This window comes from Sphingomonas sp. PL20, from assembly GCF_017875905.1.
In the GTDB taxonomy this organism is placed as follows: domain Bacteria; phylum Pseudomonadota; class Alphaproteobacteria; order Sphingomonadales; family Sphingomonadaceae; genus Sphingomonas; species Sphingomonas echinoides.
This window is the reverse complement of record NZ_JAGINH010000002.1, coordinates 2249198-2265569: the sequence shown is the minus strand read 5'-3', so window position 1 is coordinate 2265569 and position 16372 is coordinate 2249198. Positions and strand designations below refer to the sequence as shown.

The following is a 16372-nucleotide window of genomic DNA, read 5'->3' as shown; positions in this document are numbered from 1 at the left end:
CGCGCAGAGGCGCAGAGGACGCAGAGATGGCCTTCTCCGCGTCCTCTGCGCCTCTGCGCGAACCACTCTTTCTTTTTCTTGAGCGCTGACGCGCGGAGAAGAACGAAACTTGACGGACGGCTGTTGCTTTCCTAGCTCGCAGGAATGGCTGTCCTAGAAATCCTTGAAGTTCCGCATCCCGGTCTCCGCGCCGTCGCCAAGCCCGTCGAGACAGTGGACGATAGCGTTCGCAAGATCGTGTCCGACATGTTCGACACGATGTACGCCGCGCGCGGGATCGGTCTCGCCGCGACGCAGGTTGCGATCGAGCAGCGCATTGTCGTGATCGACCTGCAGGAGCCCGAAAGCGACGCGGAAGATGCCAAGCCGGTGCGCAAGCCGCTCGTTTATATCAACCCGGAATTGCTGTCGCTGAGCGAGGAAACCTCCTTCTATAACGAAGGCTGCCTGTCGATCCCCGAGCAATATGCCGAAGTGGAGCGCCCGACCCGGTGCCGCGCGAGCTGGCTCGACGAGCAGGGCGAGCGCCACGAGGCCGATTTCGACGGCTTGCTGGCGACGGCCTTGCAGCATGAGATCGACCATCTGAACGGCGTGCTGTTCATCGACCACATTTCCAAGCTGAAGCGCGATATGCTGCTCAAGAAGCTGGCGAAACAGCGCAAGGCGGCTTGACCGATTCTCCCTCTCCCCTTCAGGGGAGAGGGTCGGGGAGAGGGGCAGTGGCAACCATTGCGGTCTGCACTGCCCCTCTCCCGCGCATCGGCTTCGCCTCGCTTGCCCTCTCCCCTGAAGGGGAGAGGGAGCGGTTAGAACAGCCCCTCAATCTCGCCCTCAGCCCCGAACCGGATCCCCTCCGCCGCCGGAACGCGCGGCAGGCCGGGCATGGTCATGATCTCCCCGCAGATCGCCACGACGAAGCCGGCACCCGCGCTCAGCCGAACCTCGCGCACCGGCACGACATGGCCGGTCGGCGCGCCGAGCTTGGCCGGGTCGGTCGAGAAGCTGTACTGCGTCTTCGCCATGCACACCGGCAAATGCCCGAAACCCGCGGCTTCCCAGCGGGCGAGTTGCGCGCGGACCGAGGCATCGGCAATCGCTTCCTCGGCGCGGTAGATGCGGGTGGCGACGGTGTTGATCTTGTCGAACAGCGATAGCGCGTCCGAATAGAGCGGGGCGAATTGACCGGCATTGTGGTCGCACAGCGCCACGACCGCTTCGGCCAGCGCTTCGGCCCCGGCACCGCCTTCGGCCCAATGCGTGCAGAGCACGGCGTCGCAGCCTTGGGCGGCGGCGATGTCCTCGATCACGGCAAATTCAGCGGGCGTATCGCCGTCGAAGCGATTGACCGCGACCACCACCGGCACCCCGAAGGCGCGGACATTTTCAATGTGGCGCGCGAGATTGACGCCACCGCGCCGCACCGCCTCCGCATCGGGCGCGCCGAGGTCAGCCTTGGCGACGCCACCATGCATCTTCAGCGCGCGTACCGTCGCCACGATCACCGCGGCGGCAGGCTTCAAACCGGCCTGGCGGCACTTGATATCAAAGAACTTTTCCGCGCCGAGATCGGCCCCGAACCCGGCCTCGGTCACCACATAATCGGCGAGACCCAGCGCGGTGCGCGTGGCGATCACCGAATTGCAGCCATGCGCGATATTGGCGAACGGCCCGCCGTGGATTAGGGCAGGGGTGCCCTCCAGCGTCTGGACGAGGTTGGGCTTGATCGCTTGCGCCAGCAACACTGCCATCGCGCCATCGGCCTTCAGGTCGCGCGCGGTGACCGGCCGCCGGTCGCGGGTATAGGCGACGACGATGCGCCCGAGCCGGGCTTCGAGATCGTGCAGGTCACTGGCCAGGCACAGAATGGCCATGACCTCGGACGCGACGGTAATGTCGAAACCGCTTTCGCGCGGATAGCCGTTGGCCGGGCCACCGAGCGATTGGGCGATGTCGCGCAACGCGCGGTCGTTCATGTCGAGCACGCGCCGCCACACGATCCTGCGCACATCGATGTCGAGTGCGTTGCCCCAATGGACATGGTTGTCGATCATCGCCGCCAGCAAATTGTGCGCGCTGGTGATGGCGTGGAAATCGCCGGTGAAATGGAGGTTGATGTCCTCCATCGGCACCACCTGCGCATAACCGCCGCCAGTCGCGCCGCCCTTGGTACCGAAACAGGGACCGAGCGACGGTTCGCGCAGCGCCAGCATCGTCTTGCGCCCGGTGCGGTTGAGCGCATCGGCAAGGCCGACCGACGTTGTCGACTTGCCTTCGCCGGCCGGGGTCGGGCTAATGGCGGTGACCAGGATCAAGCGGCCGTGCGCGGTTGAGGCGGGGAGGCGGGAGAGGTCGATCTTGGCCTTGTGATGGCCGTAAGGTTCAACCGCTTCGGGCGGGATCCCGGCGGCGGCGGCGATCGCGCCGATGGGTTGCAAGGTGGCGGCGCGCGAGATGGCGATGTCGGTCAGCATAAGCGCGCTGTAGCAACTCCTCCCCGGTACGGGGAGGGGGACCGTTTTGCTTCTTCAGCAAAAGGGTGGAGGGGGCGTGCCGGGGAGGATTTACGGCGCGAGTCGTGGTAGCTACAGGTTCACAGAATGTTCCAGAGAGATTTCGTATGACGGGTGTGACGATGGCCTTGTTTGGAGTGGCGGCCCTGCTGGTTGGCCTGGCGATCGGTTTCCTGCTCGGGATCCGCGGTACGGCGCAGGCCCGCGCCGAGCGCGATGCGCGCAATGAGGATTTCAAGCGCGCGATCGTCGATCTGGCCAGCGCCGAGGAGCGCGCGCGCGAAACCACGCAATTGCGCACCGAGCTGGCCGCGATCCGTGATGAACGCGATGTCGCGCGGCTGGAAAACACCGCGTTGAAGACGCACAGTTCGGCCTTTGAAAGCCGCCTTGCCGAAATGCGCGAGGCCGACGAAGCACGCCTCCAGATGGTGCGCGAAACGCATGAGGCCCGCATCGCCGAATTGCTCCACGCGAAGGACCTGCTCGCCACGCAATTTGCCGAAGTGTCGAACAAATTGCTCAACGAGGCGCAGGAGGTTTTCCTCAAGCGCGCCGATGAGCGTTTCCGCCAGTCCGAGGAAACCGCCGGGCAGAACCTCAAGTCGATGCTGCAGCCGGTCAGCGACCGCTTGCTGAAATATGAGGAAGCGGTGACCAAGGTCGAAAGCGAGCGGCTGAGCGCCTTCGACCAGCTCAAGGGGCAGTTGGAAGGGCTTCGGGTTGGGCAGGAGAAGGTCTCGTCGGAGGCGGCCAAGCTGGTCAATTCGCTGCGCAACGCGCCCAAATCGCGCGGGCGCTGGGGCGAGCAGCAATTGAAGAACGTGCTCGAAAGCTGCGGCCTGTCCGAACATACCGATTTCCAGACCGAAGTGTCGGTGTCGGGCGGGGATGAGGGCGGGCGGTTGCGCCCCGATGCGATCGTCACCGTGCCCGGCGGGCGCAGCCTGGTGATCGATGCCAAGGTGTCGCTCAATGCCTATCAGGATGCGTTCGGCGCGGTCGACGAGGCCGAGCGCGCGCGTGGCCTGGCGCTGCATGCGGCGGCGATGCGCGCGCACGTCAACGGGCTTGGCAACAAAGCCTATTGGAGCCAGTTCGCCGATGCGCCCGATTATGTGATCATGTTCGTGCCCGGCGAGCATTTCCTGTCCGCAGCGCTGGAACAGGACCCAACCTTGTGGGACTTTGCGTTCGACAAGCGCGTGCTGCTCGCGACGCCAACCAATCTGATCGCGATCGCGCGCACGGTGGCGGCGGTGTGGCGGCAGGAGCGGCTGGCCAAGGAAGCCGCCGAAATCGGCCGGCTGGGCAAGGAAATGCACGACCGGCTCGCCAAGGTTGCCGACGATTTGCGCAAGGTAGGCGCGGGGCTGAACAGCGCGGTCAACAATTTCAACAGCTTCTCCAACTCGTTCAACGGCCGCCTGATGGTGACCGGGCGCAAGTTCCGCGATCTGAACATCGAGACGGGCGCGCGGGAACTGGAGGATGTCGCCCCGGTGGAGGCGCTGGCGCGCTATAGCGACAGCGAACCGCTGCAACTGGCGGAGCCGAGCGTGGTGTCGGTGGGGGAGGCTGACGCCGAGGTGGCCAAGCCGTAGGGCGGGTGTTTCTCGCGCCTCCCCTCCCTGGAAGGGAGGGGATTGAGGGGTGGGTTGGCCCGTTATCGGGCGTAACAATCGCCATCAGCCTACCCACCCCCAGCCCCTCCCTTTCAGGGAGGGGAGGAAGAAGGGGAGGAGCAAGCCCCCCACACACGCAAAACGCCGACATCCGGGGGGATGTCGGCGTTCGACGGTTCAAACCTGTCCGGGGAGGATCAGGCCTTCATGTGGCCTGCCAGGTGCTTGTTCATTTCGAACATCGTCACCTTGTCCTTGCCGAAAACCTTCTTCAGCTTTTCGTCGGCGACGATCTCGCGCTTGTTCTCCGGGTTCTGGAGATTGTGCGCCTTGATATAGGCCCACACCTTGCTGATGACTTCGCTACGCGGCAGCTTGTCGGTGCCGACGATCGCGCCGAGCTCGGCCGAGGGGGTGATGGGCGCGAAGATGCCGCCGGTCTTGGGCGCATCGCTCTTCGCGGTTGGGGTCTTGGCCATTATGTGTCCTTCCTGAGTGTCGTTACAACCGACATCGGTTTCACGCCTTGAATAGCGCTGCGCTCCTTGTGCGCTGCCTTTTTGCCCTTGTCACGCCTTACAATGCCCTGAAATGCGTCAGTTTCGCAGTTGTAACGCAAAAAGACCCGCTCTCCGGTTCGGAGAGCGGGCCGTTAAGCACCAAAAGCTTTGCTCAGAATTTGAAGCGGATCGTCCCGCCATAGGTAACCGGCTGGTTGGGATAGGCCGAAACGCTGCCCGATTGCGCCACTGACGAGAAGATCGTCGTGATATAGTGGTTGTTGGTGACGTTGCGCCCCCAGGCCGAAACTTCGAGCCCGTTCTCGAACTGCAGCGTCGCGGCAAGGTTGAGTTCCTTGACCTCCCGCTCGAGGGTGATGACGCCCTCGGCGATCTGCACCGGCGTCTGATAGTCAAAGTCGCCGCGCAACAACAGCTTCATTCCGTGCGACAGCGGCTGGGTATAGGTGGCCCCCATCGACGCCGCGAATTCGGGGATACCAGCCGGACGCGTGCCGGACAGATTGACCGGCCCGACCGTATACGTCCCCGCCACGATCGCACCGCCGGTCGGGAAGGAATCGTATTTCGGATCAAGGTAGGTCACCGCACCGTTGAGCGTCAGCCGCGGAACCGGGGTCACGCTGCCGTCAAACTCGACGCCGAAGGTCGATTGCTTCGGCGCATTGAGCAGCGAGAAGCCGGTCCCGGTGAAGACGTTGCTCTGGAAACCGGTAATCTGCTGCTGGAACACCGCCACGTTGAAGGCGAAGTTGCGATATTGTCCCTTGATGCCGCCTTCGATCACGCGCGACTTTTCAGGGCCGGCAAAACGCGAGCCCGAGCCGAGATTGACGACGGCCAGACCGGCGGTACGCAGCGCGACCAGATCGGCCGCCGTCGGGCGGCTGTCGCGTGACAGGTTGACTGAACTTGCCTTGAAGCCCGTCGCATAGGTGACATAGGCGTTCAAATGGTTGTCGAGCTTGTACGCGGCGCGCAGCGTGTAGGAGAAGTTGCTGTCATTGGTCTTGCCGGGTTCGACCGCATTGGGCACGTTTTGGAACGGCGGCAGGAATTGCAGCGGGCGCAGCGCGGCCAGCGGGTTGGCGGCGGGGTTATTCTGGTTGGCGTTGGCATTGGCCTGCGCGCCCGCGTTGATCGCGTTGAACGCCGCCGGATTGGCTCCGGCAAACGCCCCGATCTCGGCTGCGGTCGCCGACCGGCCGAGCCCCAATTGCGTCCCGATCAACTGCGCAAGGCCGCCCTGGTACAGCAACTGGTTGCGGAAGGGGGCATATTGCGGCGCATCGAAGTTGATGCTGGAGAACACGTCGGTGCTGACGACGTTGGTGGTGAAGTGCTTGCGGTCGTCGGTATAGTTGAACCCGGCGGTCAGCGTCAGGCGATCGACCGGCTTGAAATCGGCCGTGCCGAAAATCGAAAAGGACTCGTCTTTCAGCGTATAGGATTCATTCAACCCGTCGCCAGTGCGGAAGAAGGTGCCGGTATATTTCGCCGGATTGCCCTCGAGCGCGCCGAAGGTCGATTCCAGCGTGGCGACGCTGAGCGCACCCCCGGTCGCGCCCTGGATCAGCGCATTGCCATAGGGGCGGAATTGCGAGCCGAAGGTGATCTGGTTCTTCTGGTTGATCTTTTCGTTGAAATAGAAGCCGCCGAGCAGGAAGTTGAGCGGTCCTTCGAAATCGGTGGCGAGCCGCAATTCCTGCGTGAACGTATCGATGCCGACATTGGCAGAGTTCCGCCCGATCAGATCGGCACCGGTGAAATCCGAATCCTGGTTGGTGGCGCTCTTCACTTCACGATAGGCCGTGATCGAGGTCAGGGAGAACTTTCCGAGATTGTAATCGGCCTGGACCGATCCCCCGTAATTCTCGATTTTGTTGCTCGACAGGAAGTTGTTGTAGACCTTGTACGAGAACACGTTCTGCGGATCGATCCCGTTGCCACCGGCCAGCGCCTGGACGATCGCGCCGGTCGCGCCATTGATGAGATTGCCGGCCACGCAGCAATTTTCGTCGATCTTGTCATAATCGCCGATCACGCGGATCTTGAAGTCTGCATTAGGCTGGAACAGCAATTGCCCGCGAATGCCCCAGCGGTTGCGATCGTTGACGTTGGTCTTCTGCAAGGCGTCATAGGCGTACCCGTCGCGCCGATTGTAATTGCCGCCGATGCTGAACGCGAGCGTATCGCTGATCGGGCCGGTCACCGCGCCCTTCAGGACGACGGCGTTGTAATTGCCATAGGTCGCCTCGGCATTGCCCGCGAATTTGAAAGCGGGTTCGGCGGTGACGATGCTGATGATGCCGGCCGACGCATTCTTGCCGAACAGCGTCGATTGCGGCCCGCGCAGCACTTCGATGCGCTTCAGATTGGGCAAGTCGGAAATCTGCGCGGCCGAGCGCGAGCGATAGACGCCGTCGATGAACACGCCGACCGATGGCTCGATCCCGGCATTGTTGGCACCGTTGCCAAAGCCGCGGATGATGAAGTTGGTGTTGGCCGAGCTTTGCAGCTGGTTCACGCGCAGCGACGGCACGACGCTTTGCAAATCCTTCAGATCGCGAATTTGCGCTTGCTCGATGGTTGCGCCACTGGTTACCGACACCGCAACGGGCGTGTCGAGCAAGGTCTGCTCGCGCTTGGTCGCGGTGACGACGATGTCATCGCCATCGACCGTGGTTTGGGGCGCAGGGGCCGGGGGAGGAGTGGTTTGCGACAAGGCGGGCGTGGCCGAAAGCATCGCCAAAGCCGACGCGGCAAGCAATTCGAACTTCTTCATGATGGCATCCCCTTGATGGTCAGCCCCAATCTAATGTCGGGTGCTGGTTTTCGAATGTACGGTTTGTGAAATAGCGTGTCGTTGAATCGCCCGTCAATGACATAATAGTAGGGGAACTGCGGCTTTGCCCAGCTGTGGTCAAAATAGAACAGTCTCCCGGGCGACCGGAATTTATGTTGCAGTACGGCAAAACCCACTTGCCGTAACGTCAATCGCACTGATCGGGGTAAGGGAAGATAATGGACGATAGTTCCGACGCTGGCGGCAATGGTGATCTGGTGGCCGGGCCAGCGAAAATTCCTGTGCCACACGAGGTGGCCGAAGCGGTCCGCACGCTGATCCGCTGGGCCGGCGATGACCCTGCGCGCGAGGGATTGCGCGAAACGCCGCAGCGAGTCGCGCGGGCGTGGAAGGAATATTGCGCCGGCTATGGCGACGATCCAGCGATCCATCTCGCGCGGATTTTCGAAGAGGTCGGCGGCTATGACGAGATCGTACTGCTGAAGGACATTCCGTTCCAGTCGCATTGCGAACATCACATGGCCCCGATCATCGGCAAGGCGCACATTGCGTATCTTCCGGGCAATTACGTCGTCGGCATTTCGAAGCTGGCGCGCGTGCTCCACGCCTTTGCCCGCCGCCTGCAAGTGCAGGAGCGGCTGACGGCGGAGGTCGCGGATTGCATTTGGGACAATCTCAAGCCGCAGGGTGTGGCGGTGGTGATCGAGGCGAGCCATGCCTGCATGACCGCGCGCGGCGTGCGGACGCCAGGCGTGGCGATGGTCACCAGCCGGATGATGGGCGTGTTCCGCGACGATGAACGCAGCCGCAAGGAAATCCTCGCCTTGATGGGATGCTGATCGCGATGCCGCGAACCGTTTTGGTGACCGGTGCCGCGCGCCGCCTTGGCGCGGTGATTGCGCGGCACCTGGCCGGGGAGGGGTGGCGCGTTGCGATCCACCACCTCCAGTCGGCCGAGGATGCGGATCGACTGTCGGCGGCCTTGCCGGGCTCGACCGTGCTGACGGGTGATCTGTCGGACCCGACGGTGCCGGGCGCGTTGGTCGAGGCGGCGCGGGCGGCATTTGGCGGGCCGCTCACCGCGGTGGTGAACAGCGCGTCGCTGTTCGACTATGACACGCCGCCCAGTGTAAGCGCCGCGTTGCTGCGCGACCATTATGCGGTCAACCTTGAGGCTCCCGTGCTGCTGGCCAATGCCTTGGCCGCGCAGGACGATCTGGCGGAGGGGGCGGTGGTCAATCTGCTCGACCAGAAGATCGTCAATCTCAACCCCGATTTCTTCTCTTATACCTGCGCCAAGCTCGCGCTGGCGGGCGCGACGACGATGCTGGCGCAGGCGCTGGGGCCGCGTATCCGCGTCAATGCGGTGTCGCCCGGCCTGTCCTTGCCCAGCGCCGACCAAAGCGACACCGAATTTGCCGAAGCGGCGCGCAAGAACCTGTTGCAGCGCCCGGTCGACCCGGCCGACATCGCCCGCGCGGTCGCCTTCCTGCTGGAGGCGCGGGGCGTGCAAGGGCAGAATATGTTCGTTGATTGCGGCCAGCGCTTCCTGCCGCGCGCGCGCGACGTGATGTTCGAGGGGCGGGTATGACGGTTCGGTTCACCACCATGCTCGAGGGCCTTGAAGTGACGATGGGGCTTGGCATCCATCCGCATGAACTGGCGGCGCGGCAAAGAGTGATCGTGTCGGTGCGGATGGAGGTCGTCTATGACGCGCCGCCCGCCGAGGACCGCATTGATGCGGTGCTCGATTATGATTTCGTGCGCGCAGGCGTGCAGGCGCTGGTCGCCGACCGCCATTTCCATTTGCAGGAAACGCTGTGCGAGGCGATCGCGGCGCTGTGCCTCGCCGACCCGCGCGTCGAGCGCGTGACGGTGCGGACGTCGAAGCCGGACGTGTACCCCGATGCTGCGGTCGGGTGCGAGATCGTGCGCGGGCGGTAGCGCACACCCGGTCTCGTCCGATTGCGCCCCGTTCGGGCTGAGCCTGTCGAAGCCCCGCTCTCCCCTGGCGAGGCCGGAGTCTGCGAAGACGGGCCCTTCGACAGGCTCAGGGCGAACGGGAAGGGGGGCTAAACCCGGTTCGCTGCGCTCAGCACCGCGCGCACCGAGGCGGTGGCGATGTCGGCGTCGATCCCGACCCCAAATACGGTGCGGCCATCTCCGGTGCGGCATTCGACATAGGCCGCGGCTTGCGCATCGGCACCGTGGCCGATGGCATGTTCGCTATAATCGACCACGTCGAGTTGCGGGCCGGTTGTCTCCCCCAGCGCCGCGATGACGCCCGAGATCAAGCCATTGCCGCGCCCGGAGATCGAGCGCTCCTCGCCATCGACCGCGACATGGCCGACGAACAGGCGGTCGCCGACGCTGCCGCTTTCAGTATAATCGAGCAGACGGAAGCGATCTTCGCCGCGCGCAAGATAGGTTGCCTCGAACAGGCCCCAAATGTCGCTCGCGTTCATTTCGCGGCTGGTTTCGTCGGCCAGGCGCTGGACGTGGCGGCTGAAATCGGCCTGCAGGCGCTTGGGCAGTTTCAGGCCCTTATCCTGCTCGATCACCCAGGCGACGCCGCCCTTGCCCGACTGCGAATTGACGCGGATCACCGCTTCATAGCTGCGCCCGAGATCGGCCGGATCGATTGGCAGATAGGGGACTTCCCACAGCGTATCGTTCTTGGCTTCCTGCGCGGCAAAGCCCTTTTTGATCGCGTCCTGATGGCTGCCCGAAAACGCTGTGAACACCAGATCGCCCGCATAGGGCGTACGCGGATGCACGGGGAGCTGCGTGCAATAGGTAACGGTGTTGACGATCGCGTCGATGTCCGAAAAGTCCAGTTTCGGATCAAGGCCTTGCGTGTACATGTTGAGCGCGACGGTGACGAGGTCGCAATTGCCGGTACGCTCGCCATTGCCGAGCAGGCAGCCCTCGACGCGGTCCGCGCCCGCCATCAGGCCAAGCTCGGCAGCGGCGACGCCGGTGCCGCGATCGTTGTGCGGATGCAGGCTGAGCGCGACGGTATCGCGGTTACGGATGTTGCGGCCAAACCATTCGATCTGGTCGGCATAGACGTTGGGCGTCGCGCATTCGACCGTCGCGGGCAGGTTGAGGATGAGCTTGTGGTCGGGCGTCGGGCGCAGCACGTCCATCACCGCCTCACACACCTCAAGGCTGAAATCGAGTTCTGCGGTCGAGAAGGTTTCCGGGCTATATTCGAAAAACCAGTCGGTGTCGGGCTGGGCGGCGGCCTGGTCGCGCAGGATCATCGCGCCGTCGATGGCGATCTGCTTCACTTCGGCGCGAGTCATGCCGAACACGATCTTGCGCCACGCCGGGCTGACGGCGTTGTAGAGGTGAACGATCGCCGCCCGCGCGCCGCGCAGCGACTGGAAGCTGGTTTCGATCAAATCGCGGCGCGACTGGGTCAACACCTGGATCATGGTGTCGTCGGGGATGCGCCCACTTTTGACGAGCCCTGAGATGAAATCGAACTCGGTCGCCCCGGCGGCGGGGAAGCCGACTTCGATTTCCTTGATGCCGACCTTGACGATCAGGTCGAACATCCGGGTCTTCTTCTCGGCGTCCATCGGGTCGATCAGCGCCTGATTGCCGTCGCGCAAATCGGTCGAGAGCCAGCGCGGGGCGGTGGTGATCGTCTGCGACGGCCAGCGCCGATCGGGCAAGTCGATGGTCGGGAAGGGGCGGTATTTGGTCGAAGGGTCACGCAGCATGGTTGGTCTCGCTCGGATATCGCGGATCGACGTTCGGGGGCGGTCTGTCCCTTAGGCGGGTCGCGCGCGGCCCGGGGCGCGCAGCGAGGGGCGCGCCTAAGGGCGCGTAAGTCGAAGCAGCGAAAGAAGCAGAGCCTGCGTCATTGTCCGGCGCGTTAGCAAGTCACAGGGTAGGCTGTCCAGTCCGGGATTCAAACAGTCGATCAAACGGACTGTTGGGCAGAAACCACAGCACCGCCACCAGCATCGCGCAGGCAATGCCGAGCCAGGGCGAGACGAAGCTGAGCGGCATGCCCGCCAGATAGAGGAGGATTGCGACGATGCCCTTGCGCAGCGTCGCCACGTGATAGCGAGTGGCGCGTACGCCTTGCACGCCGGTTGCGCGGATCACGCGCTGTAGCCAGGCATAAGCGATGGACGGAACGAACATGGTGACGAGATAGACGAGGGTCGCATCGCGGCTGAAATGCTGCTCGCCGAGATAGGCGGTCGAGAACGGCACCAGCGACAGCGCAAACAGCAGCGCCATATTCGACCAGATCAGCCCGTTGCTGACCACGCTCGCATGGCTGAACAGCCGGTGATGGTTGGACCAGTATAGCGCGACGTACAGATAGCTGAGCGCGTAAGCGAAGAAGATTGGCCATAGCGACCATAAATGCCCGAGCCCCGCCGCCACCGGCGGGTGCAGCTCAAGCACCATGATCGTCACGATAATGGCGATCACCCCGTCCGAAAACGCCTCGACGCGGCCCACGCCGGGGCGGCCTTCGGTGTCCTCGGACGGGGGGATCGTTGCGCTCACTGAAGCTCGAACGCCGCGTTGATGACCAGCACGGTTTCATCCGACACGACTGGCACATATTTGCTCACGCCGAAGTCCGAACGATGGATCACCATCCGGCCAAGGAAGCCGATCGAGGCCTTCTTGCTCATCGGATTGGTGGCCGCGCCGAACAGCTTTGCGCGGAAGGTGACGGGCTTGGTCACGCCGTGCAGCGTGAGCGTGCCATCAACCGCCACTGCGTCGCCGCTGATCTGGGTGACCTTGGTCGAATGGAAGGTTGCGGTCGGGAATTTGGCGGCGTCGAACCAGTCGGCGCTTTTCAGTTCGCCGGTCAGCACGCTGCTGGTGGTCTGCACGCTGGCGATCGGCAAGGTGACGTCAAGCTGGGTCTCGGCGGGCTTGGCCGGATCGAGCTTGAGCGTACCGCTGGCATCCGAAAAGGTGCCGGCATACGGCGAAATACCGAAATGGCTAACGCTGAAGGTCACCTGGGTGTGGTGTGGCTCAACCGCATAGGTGCCGGCCTTGACGTCGGTTACGGTGCCGGCACCGCGCAGCATTTCGGGCGGTGCCATCTGCGCGACGACGGGGGCACCGAAGAGCAATACGGCGGCGGTGGCGGTGTAGAGATGGGTAAGGCGCATTGCGGTCTCCTGTTACGGGGGGCGCAAATGCGGTGCAACAGGCGGAAGCGTCAAACGCTGTTTCGGCAACGATCCGTTTCGTGGAGGGCGCGTGACGCGCCCTCCACCGGAGCCTAGGAATGCGGCTCAGTTCTTGGTCTGGTCCACCAGCTTGTTCGCGCCGATCCACGGCATCATCGCGCGCAATTCCGTGCCGACCTTCTCGATCGGATGCGCGGCGGCCTGCTTGCGCGCGGCCTTCAGCTCGGGCTGGCCAGCGCGATTGTCGAGCACGAAATTCTTGACGAAGCGGCCCGACTGGATGTCGGCGAGGACGCGCTTCATCTCGGCCTTGGTCTCATCGGTGATGATGCGCGGGCCGGTGGTGATGTCGCCATATTCCGCGGTGTTGCTGATCGAATAGCGCATGTTGGCGATGCCGCCTTCATAGAGCAGATCGACGATCAGCTTGGTTTCGTGCAGGCACTCGAAATAGGCCATTTCCGGGGCGTAACCGGCCTCGACCAGCGTCTCGAACCCGGCCTGGATGAGGTGGGTGATGCCGCCGCACAGCACGGCCTGTTCACCGAACAGGTCGGTCTCGCACTCTTCCTTGAAATTGGTCTCGATGATGCCCGAGCGACCGCCGCCGACACCCGATGCGTAAGCGAGGCCGATGTCATGTGCATTGCCGCTCTTGTCCTGATGGATCGCGATCAGACAGGGGACGCCGCCGCCGCGCACATATTCGCTGCGCACGGTGTGGCCGGGGCCCTTGGGCGCGATCATGATAACGTCGAGATCGGCGCGGGGCTCGATCAGGCCGAAATGTACGTTGAGGCCGTGCGCGAAGGCGATCGTCGCGCCCTGCTTCAGGTTCGCGTGGAGATCGTCGGCATAAATGGCGGCCTGATGCTCGTCGGGTGCGAGGATCATGGTGATGTCGGCCCAGGCGGCGGCTTCGGCATTGGTCATCACCTTGAAGCCGGCGTCGGTCGCCTTCTTGGCGGTCGCGGAACCGGCGCGCAGTGCGATGGCGATCTCCTTGACGCCCGAATCGCGCAGGTTCTGGGCATGGGCATGGCCCTGGCTGCCATAGCCGACGATGGCGATCTTCTTGGTCGAGATCAGGTTCAGATCGGCATCGGCATCATAATAAACGCGCATTCTTTGGTTCCCTATCAAAGCCCTCTCCCCGTGGGAGAGGATACGAAGACTTGGCGGCTTTGCCGCCTAGTCGGAGTTGGTGCGGGTGATGGGTTGGGGCACCGTCGCCCTCACCCTCCCACCGCTTCGCGGCGGGCCCCTCCCTCTCCCGGCGGGAGAGGGGTATTCATTTCAAATCGCCCGCTTCAAATCGCTTTGTCCCCGCGGGCGATGGCGACGATGCCGGTACGCGCGACTTCGCACAGCCCGACCTGTCGCATCAGCGCGATGAAGCCATCGATCTTCTCGCGCCCGCCGGTCAGTTCGAACACGAAGCTGTTGATCGTGGTGTCGACCACGCGCGCGCGGAACACATCGGCGAGGCGCAGCGCCTCGATCCGGTGTTCGCCGTGCCCGGAGACCTTGAGCAGCGCGAGTTCGCGCTCGACATGCGGCCCGAGCGCGGTGAGATCGGTCACCGAATGCACCGGCACCAGCCGGTCGAGCTGCGCCATGATCTGTTCCATCACATGCGCGCTGGCCGAGGTGACGATGGTGATGCGGCTGACGGCCTGGTCGGCGGTGACGTCCGACACGGTCAGGCTCTCGATATTGTAACCGCGCGCGGTGAACAGGCCGGCAATGCGGGCGAGAATGCCCGGCTCGTTGTCGACCATCACGGCCAGCGTGTGCCGCTGCGTTTTTTCTTCGGTGATATGCATGATTACTCCTCGCCCCTCCCTGGAAGGGAGGGGGTGGGGGTGGGTTGGTGTGGGGCGAGCGGCGCGTTCGACACTAGGCCGACCCACCCCTCAATCCCCTCCCTTCCAGGGAGGGGAGGAAGAAAAAGATCCATCACACCAGCGCCTTCGCTTCGTCGTCCATTTCGCCCGACACTTCGCTCGATGCGAGCAGCATGTCGGTATGGGCTGCGCCCGAGGGGATCATCGGGAAGCAGTTGGTGAGCTTGGCCACGCGGCAATCGACCAGCACCGGCCCGTCATGATCGAGCATCGCGGCGATGCCATCGTCGAGCTGATCATTGCCCTCGATGCGGATGCCTTTCCAGCCATAGGCTTCGGCCAGCTTCACGAAATCGGGCAGCGTGTCCGAATAGCTTTCGGCATAGCGGCTCGAATAGGTCAGTTCCTGCCACTGCCGGACCATGCCCATATATTCGTTGTTGAGGATGAAGATCTTGACCGGCAGGCGATATTGCATCGCCGTTGCCAGTTCCTGGATGTTCATCTGGATCGAGGCTTCGCCGGCAATGTCGATCACCAAAGCCTTGGGGTTGCCGAGCTGCGCGCCGATCGCGGCGGGCAGGCCATAGCCCATCGTGCCGAGACCACCTGAGGTGAGCCATTTGTTCGGCCCTTCGAAGCCGAAATGCTGGGCGGCCCACATCTGATGCTGGCCGACTTCGGTGGTGATGATGGGCGAACGCTTGTGCGTCGCCTCCCACAAAGCGCGGATCGCGCGTTGCGGCATGATCTCCGAGCCCGCCTCGGCGAAATCGAGGCTCTTCACCGCGCGCCAGCCCGCGATCATCCTCCACCATTCGGCGAGGTCGGGCTTGGGATGGCGGCGGGCCTTGAACACGCGCACCATGTCTTCCAGCGCATGGCCGACGTCCGCCACGATCGGCAGATCGACGCGGACATTCTTGTTGATCGACGAGCGATCGATATCGACATGGATCTTGCGCGAATAGGGGCTGAACGCATCGAGCCGCCCGGTCACGCGATCATCGAAGCGCGCGCCGAGGCAGACGATCAGATCGGCCTTGTTCATCGCCAGATTGGCTTCGTACGTGCCGTGCATGCCGAGCATGCCAAGCCATTGCGGGCCGCTCGCCGGATAAGCACCCAGGCCCATCAGCGTCGATGTGACGGGCGCGCCCGTGATCCGCGCCAGTTCGCACAGCAATTGGCTGGCGGCCGGTCCGGCATTGATGATGCCGCCGCCAGTGTACAGGATCGGGCGCTCGGCCGCAGCGAGCATGTCCACCGCTTGCTCGATCGCGCTCTGGTCGGCCTTCACTTGCGGGCGATAGGTCTTGTGGCGGATCGGGCCGGGCTTGGTGTAGCGCGCGGTGGCGACCTGAACGTCCTTCGGAATGTCGATCACGACCGGGCCGGGGCGACCCGAGGTGGCGATGTGGAACGCCTCGTGGATCGTGTTGCCGAGCTTCGCCGGGTCCTTCACCAGATAATTATGCTTGGTGCAGTGGCGCGTGATGCCGACGGTGTCGGCCTCCTGAAAGGCGTCGGTGCCGATCAGCGTGGTCGGCACCTGGCCGGTGATGACCACCATCGGGATCGAATCCATCAGCGCGTCGGTGATGCCGGTGACGGCATTGGTCGCGCCGGGGCCCGAGGTGACGAGCACGACGCCGGGCTTGCCGGTCGACCGGGCATAGCCCTCTGCGGCATGCGTCGCGGCTTGTTCGTGGCGCACCAGAATATGCTTGATGCGGCCGCCTGCGGCATTGTGGCGGAACAGCGCGTCGTAAATCGGTAGCACCGCGCCACCCGGATAGCCGAACACGACCTCCACGCCGAGATCGCCCAGCGCCTCGATCAGGATGTCTGCTCCGCTTTTCTCGGTCACGTTCGGT

14 protein-coding genes are annotated in these 16372 nt (G+C 63.7%); 5 read left to right on the top strand and 9 right to left on the bottom strand.

Annotated features, from left to right (window positions below):
• Positions 1 to 144: 144 nt before the first annotated feature.
• Positions 145 to 675: a peptide deformylase gene (gene def, locus H4W01_RS10535; protein WP_209610943.1), complete on the top strand. Its 531-nt coding sequence runs from the start codon at positions 145 to 147 to the stop codon at positions 673 to 675.
• Positions 676 to 809: 134 nt separating this feature from the next.
• On the opposite strand, the gene H4W01_RS10530 is transcribed toward def, so the two are convergent.
• Entirely contained in the window at positions 810 to 2474 is a 1665-nt protein-coding gene (locus H4W01_RS10530) for a formate--tetrahydrofolate ligase (protein WP_209610942.1), read from the bottom strand.
• A 146-nt stretch (positions 2475 to 2620) separates the two neighbouring features.
• On the opposite strand from H4W01_RS10530, the gene rmuC reads away from it, so the two are divergent.
• Positions 2621 to 4117, top strand: coding sequence for a DNA recombination protein RmuC (gene rmuC, locus H4W01_RS10525; RefSeq protein ID WP_209610941.1), 1497 nt, complete (start codon positions 2621 to 2623; stop codon positions 4115 to 4117).
• Positions 4118 to 4335: 218 nt separating this feature from the next.
• Here rmuC and H4W01_RS10520 read toward each other — a convergent pair whose 3' ends face one another.
• Positions 4336 to 4617, bottom strand: coding sequence for an SWIB/MDM2 domain-containing protein (locus H4W01_RS10520; RefSeq protein ID WP_010403256.1), 282 nt, complete (start codon positions 4615 to 4617; stop codon positions 4336 to 4338).
• A gap of 193 nt (positions 4618 to 4810) precedes the next feature.
• A complete protein-coding gene (locus H4W01_RS10515) occupies positions 4811 to 7444 on the bottom strand; it encodes a TonB-dependent receptor (RefSeq protein WP_209610940.1) in 2634 nt (877 codons plus the stop codon).
• Positions 7445 to 7683: 239 nt separating this feature from the next.
• On the opposite strand from H4W01_RS10515, the gene folE reads away from it, so the two are divergent.
• From folE to H4W01_RS10500, 3 genes are read left to right on the top strand one after another with little or no spacing between them, the layout of a single operon-like run.
• Positions 7684 to 8304: a GTP cyclohydrolase I FolE gene (gene folE, locus H4W01_RS10510; RefSeq protein WP_010403254.1), complete on the top strand. Its 621-nt coding sequence runs from the start codon at positions 7684 to 7686 to the stop codon at positions 8302 to 8304.
• A 5-nt stretch (positions 8305 to 8309) separates the two neighbouring features.
• Positions 8310 to 9056, top strand: a complete 747-nt coding sequence (locus H4W01_RS10505; protein ID WP_334685231.1) for an SDR family oxidoreductase — start codon at positions 8310 to 8312, stop codon at positions 9054 to 9056.
• Positions 9053 to 9409 (top strand): dihydroneopterin aldolase, encoded by a 357-nt coding sequence (locus H4W01_RS10500; RefSeq protein ID WP_209610938.1) that lies wholly within the window; start codon positions 9053 to 9055, stop codon positions 9407 to 9409. The genes H4W01_RS10505 and H4W01_RS10500 overlap by 4 nt, the downstream gene beginning before the upstream one ends.
• A 128-nt stretch (positions 9410 to 9537) precedes the next feature.
• Here the strand turns inward: H4W01_RS10500 and leuA are convergent, their stop codons facing one another.
• The 6 genes from leuA to H4W01_RS10470 form a co-directional block, all read right to left on the bottom strand.
• Positions 9538 to 11196 carry a 2-isopropylmalate synthase gene (gene leuA, locus H4W01_RS10495; RefSeq protein WP_209610937.1) on the bottom strand — a complete coding sequence of 553 codons (1659 nt, stop codon included), beginning with the start codon at positions 11194 to 11196 and terminating at the stop codon, positions 9538 to 9540.
• 163 nt (positions 11197 to 11359) lie between these two features.
• Positions 11360 to 12001, bottom strand: a complete 642-nt coding sequence (locus H4W01_RS10490) for a TMEM175 family protein (protein ID WP_334685230.1) — start codon at positions 11999 to 12001, stop codon at positions 11360 to 11362.
• Positions 11998 to 12627, bottom strand: a complete 630-nt coding sequence (locus tag H4W01_RS10485) for a YceI family protein (RefSeq protein WP_010403248.1) — start codon at positions 12625 to 12627, stop codon at positions 11998 to 12000. Before H4W01_RS10485 ends, H4W01_RS10490 begins: the two co-directional genes overlap by 4 nt.
• Before the next feature lie 126 nt (positions 12628 to 12753).
• On the bottom strand, positions 12754 to 13773 hold the full coding sequence (gene ilvC / locus H4W01_RS10480; protein WP_209610936.1) for a ketol-acid reductoisomerase: 1020 nt from the start codon (positions 13771 to 13773) through the stop codon (positions 12754 to 12756).
• A 185-nt stretch (positions 13774 to 13958) separates the two neighbouring features.
• Positions 13959 to 14474, bottom strand: a complete 516-nt coding sequence (gene ilvN, locus H4W01_RS10475; protein ID WP_010403246.1) for an acetolactate synthase small subunit — start codon at positions 14472 to 14474, stop codon at positions 13959 to 13961.
• A gap of 133 nt (positions 14475 to 14607) precedes the next feature.
• On the bottom strand, positions 14608 to 16365 hold the full coding sequence (locus tag H4W01_RS10470; RefSeq protein WP_209610935.1) for an acetolactate synthase 3 large subunit: 1758 nt from the start codon (positions 16363 to 16365) through the stop codon (positions 14608 to 14610).
• Positions 16366 to 16372: the final 7 nt, after the last annotated feature.

Coding starts and splice junctions, on each gene's coding strand:
- def (WP_209610943.1), top strand. CDS start 145: ATGGCTGTCCTAGAAATCCTTGAAGTTCCGCATCCCGGTCTCCGCGCC.
- H4W01_RS10530 (WP_209610942.1), bottom strand. CDS start 2,474: ATGCTGACCGACATCGCCATCTCGCGCGCCGCCACCTTGCAACCCATC.
- rmuC (WP_209610941.1), top strand. CDS start 2,621: ATGACGGGTGTGACGATGGCCTTGTTTGGAGTGGCGGCCCTGCTGGTT.
- H4W01_RS10520 (WP_010403256.1), bottom strand. CDS start 4,617: ATGGCCAAGACCCCAACCGCGAAGAGCGATGCGCCCAAGACCGGCGGC.
- H4W01_RS10515 (WP_209610940.1), bottom strand. CDS start 7,444: ATGAAGAAGTTCGAATTGCTTGCCGCGTCGGCTTTGGCGATGCTTTCG.
- folE (WP_010403254.1), top strand. CDS start 7,684: ATGGACGATAGTTCCGACGCTGGCGGCAATGGTGATCTGGTGGCCGGG.
- H4W01_RS10505 (WP_334685231.1), top strand. CDS start 8,310: ATGCCGCGAACCGTTTTGGTGACCGGTGCCGCGCGCCGCCTTGGCGCG.
- H4W01_RS10500 (WP_209610938.1), top strand. CDS start 9,053: ATGACGGTTCGGTTCACCACCATGCTCGAGGGCCTTGAAGTGACGATG.
- leuA (WP_209610937.1), bottom strand. CDS start 11,196: ATGCTGCGTGACCCTTCGACCAAATACCGCCCCTTCCCGACCATCGAC.
- H4W01_RS10485 (WP_010403248.1), bottom strand. CDS start 12,627: ATGCGCCTTACCCATCTCTACACCGCCACCGCCGCCGTATTGCTCTTC.
- ilvC (WP_209610936.1), bottom strand. CDS start 13,773: ATGCGCGTTTATTATGATGCCGATGCCGATCTGAACCTGATCTCGACC.
- ilvN (WP_010403246.1), bottom strand. CDS start 14,474: ATGCATATCACCGAAGAAAAAACGCAGCGGCACACGCTGGCCGTGATG.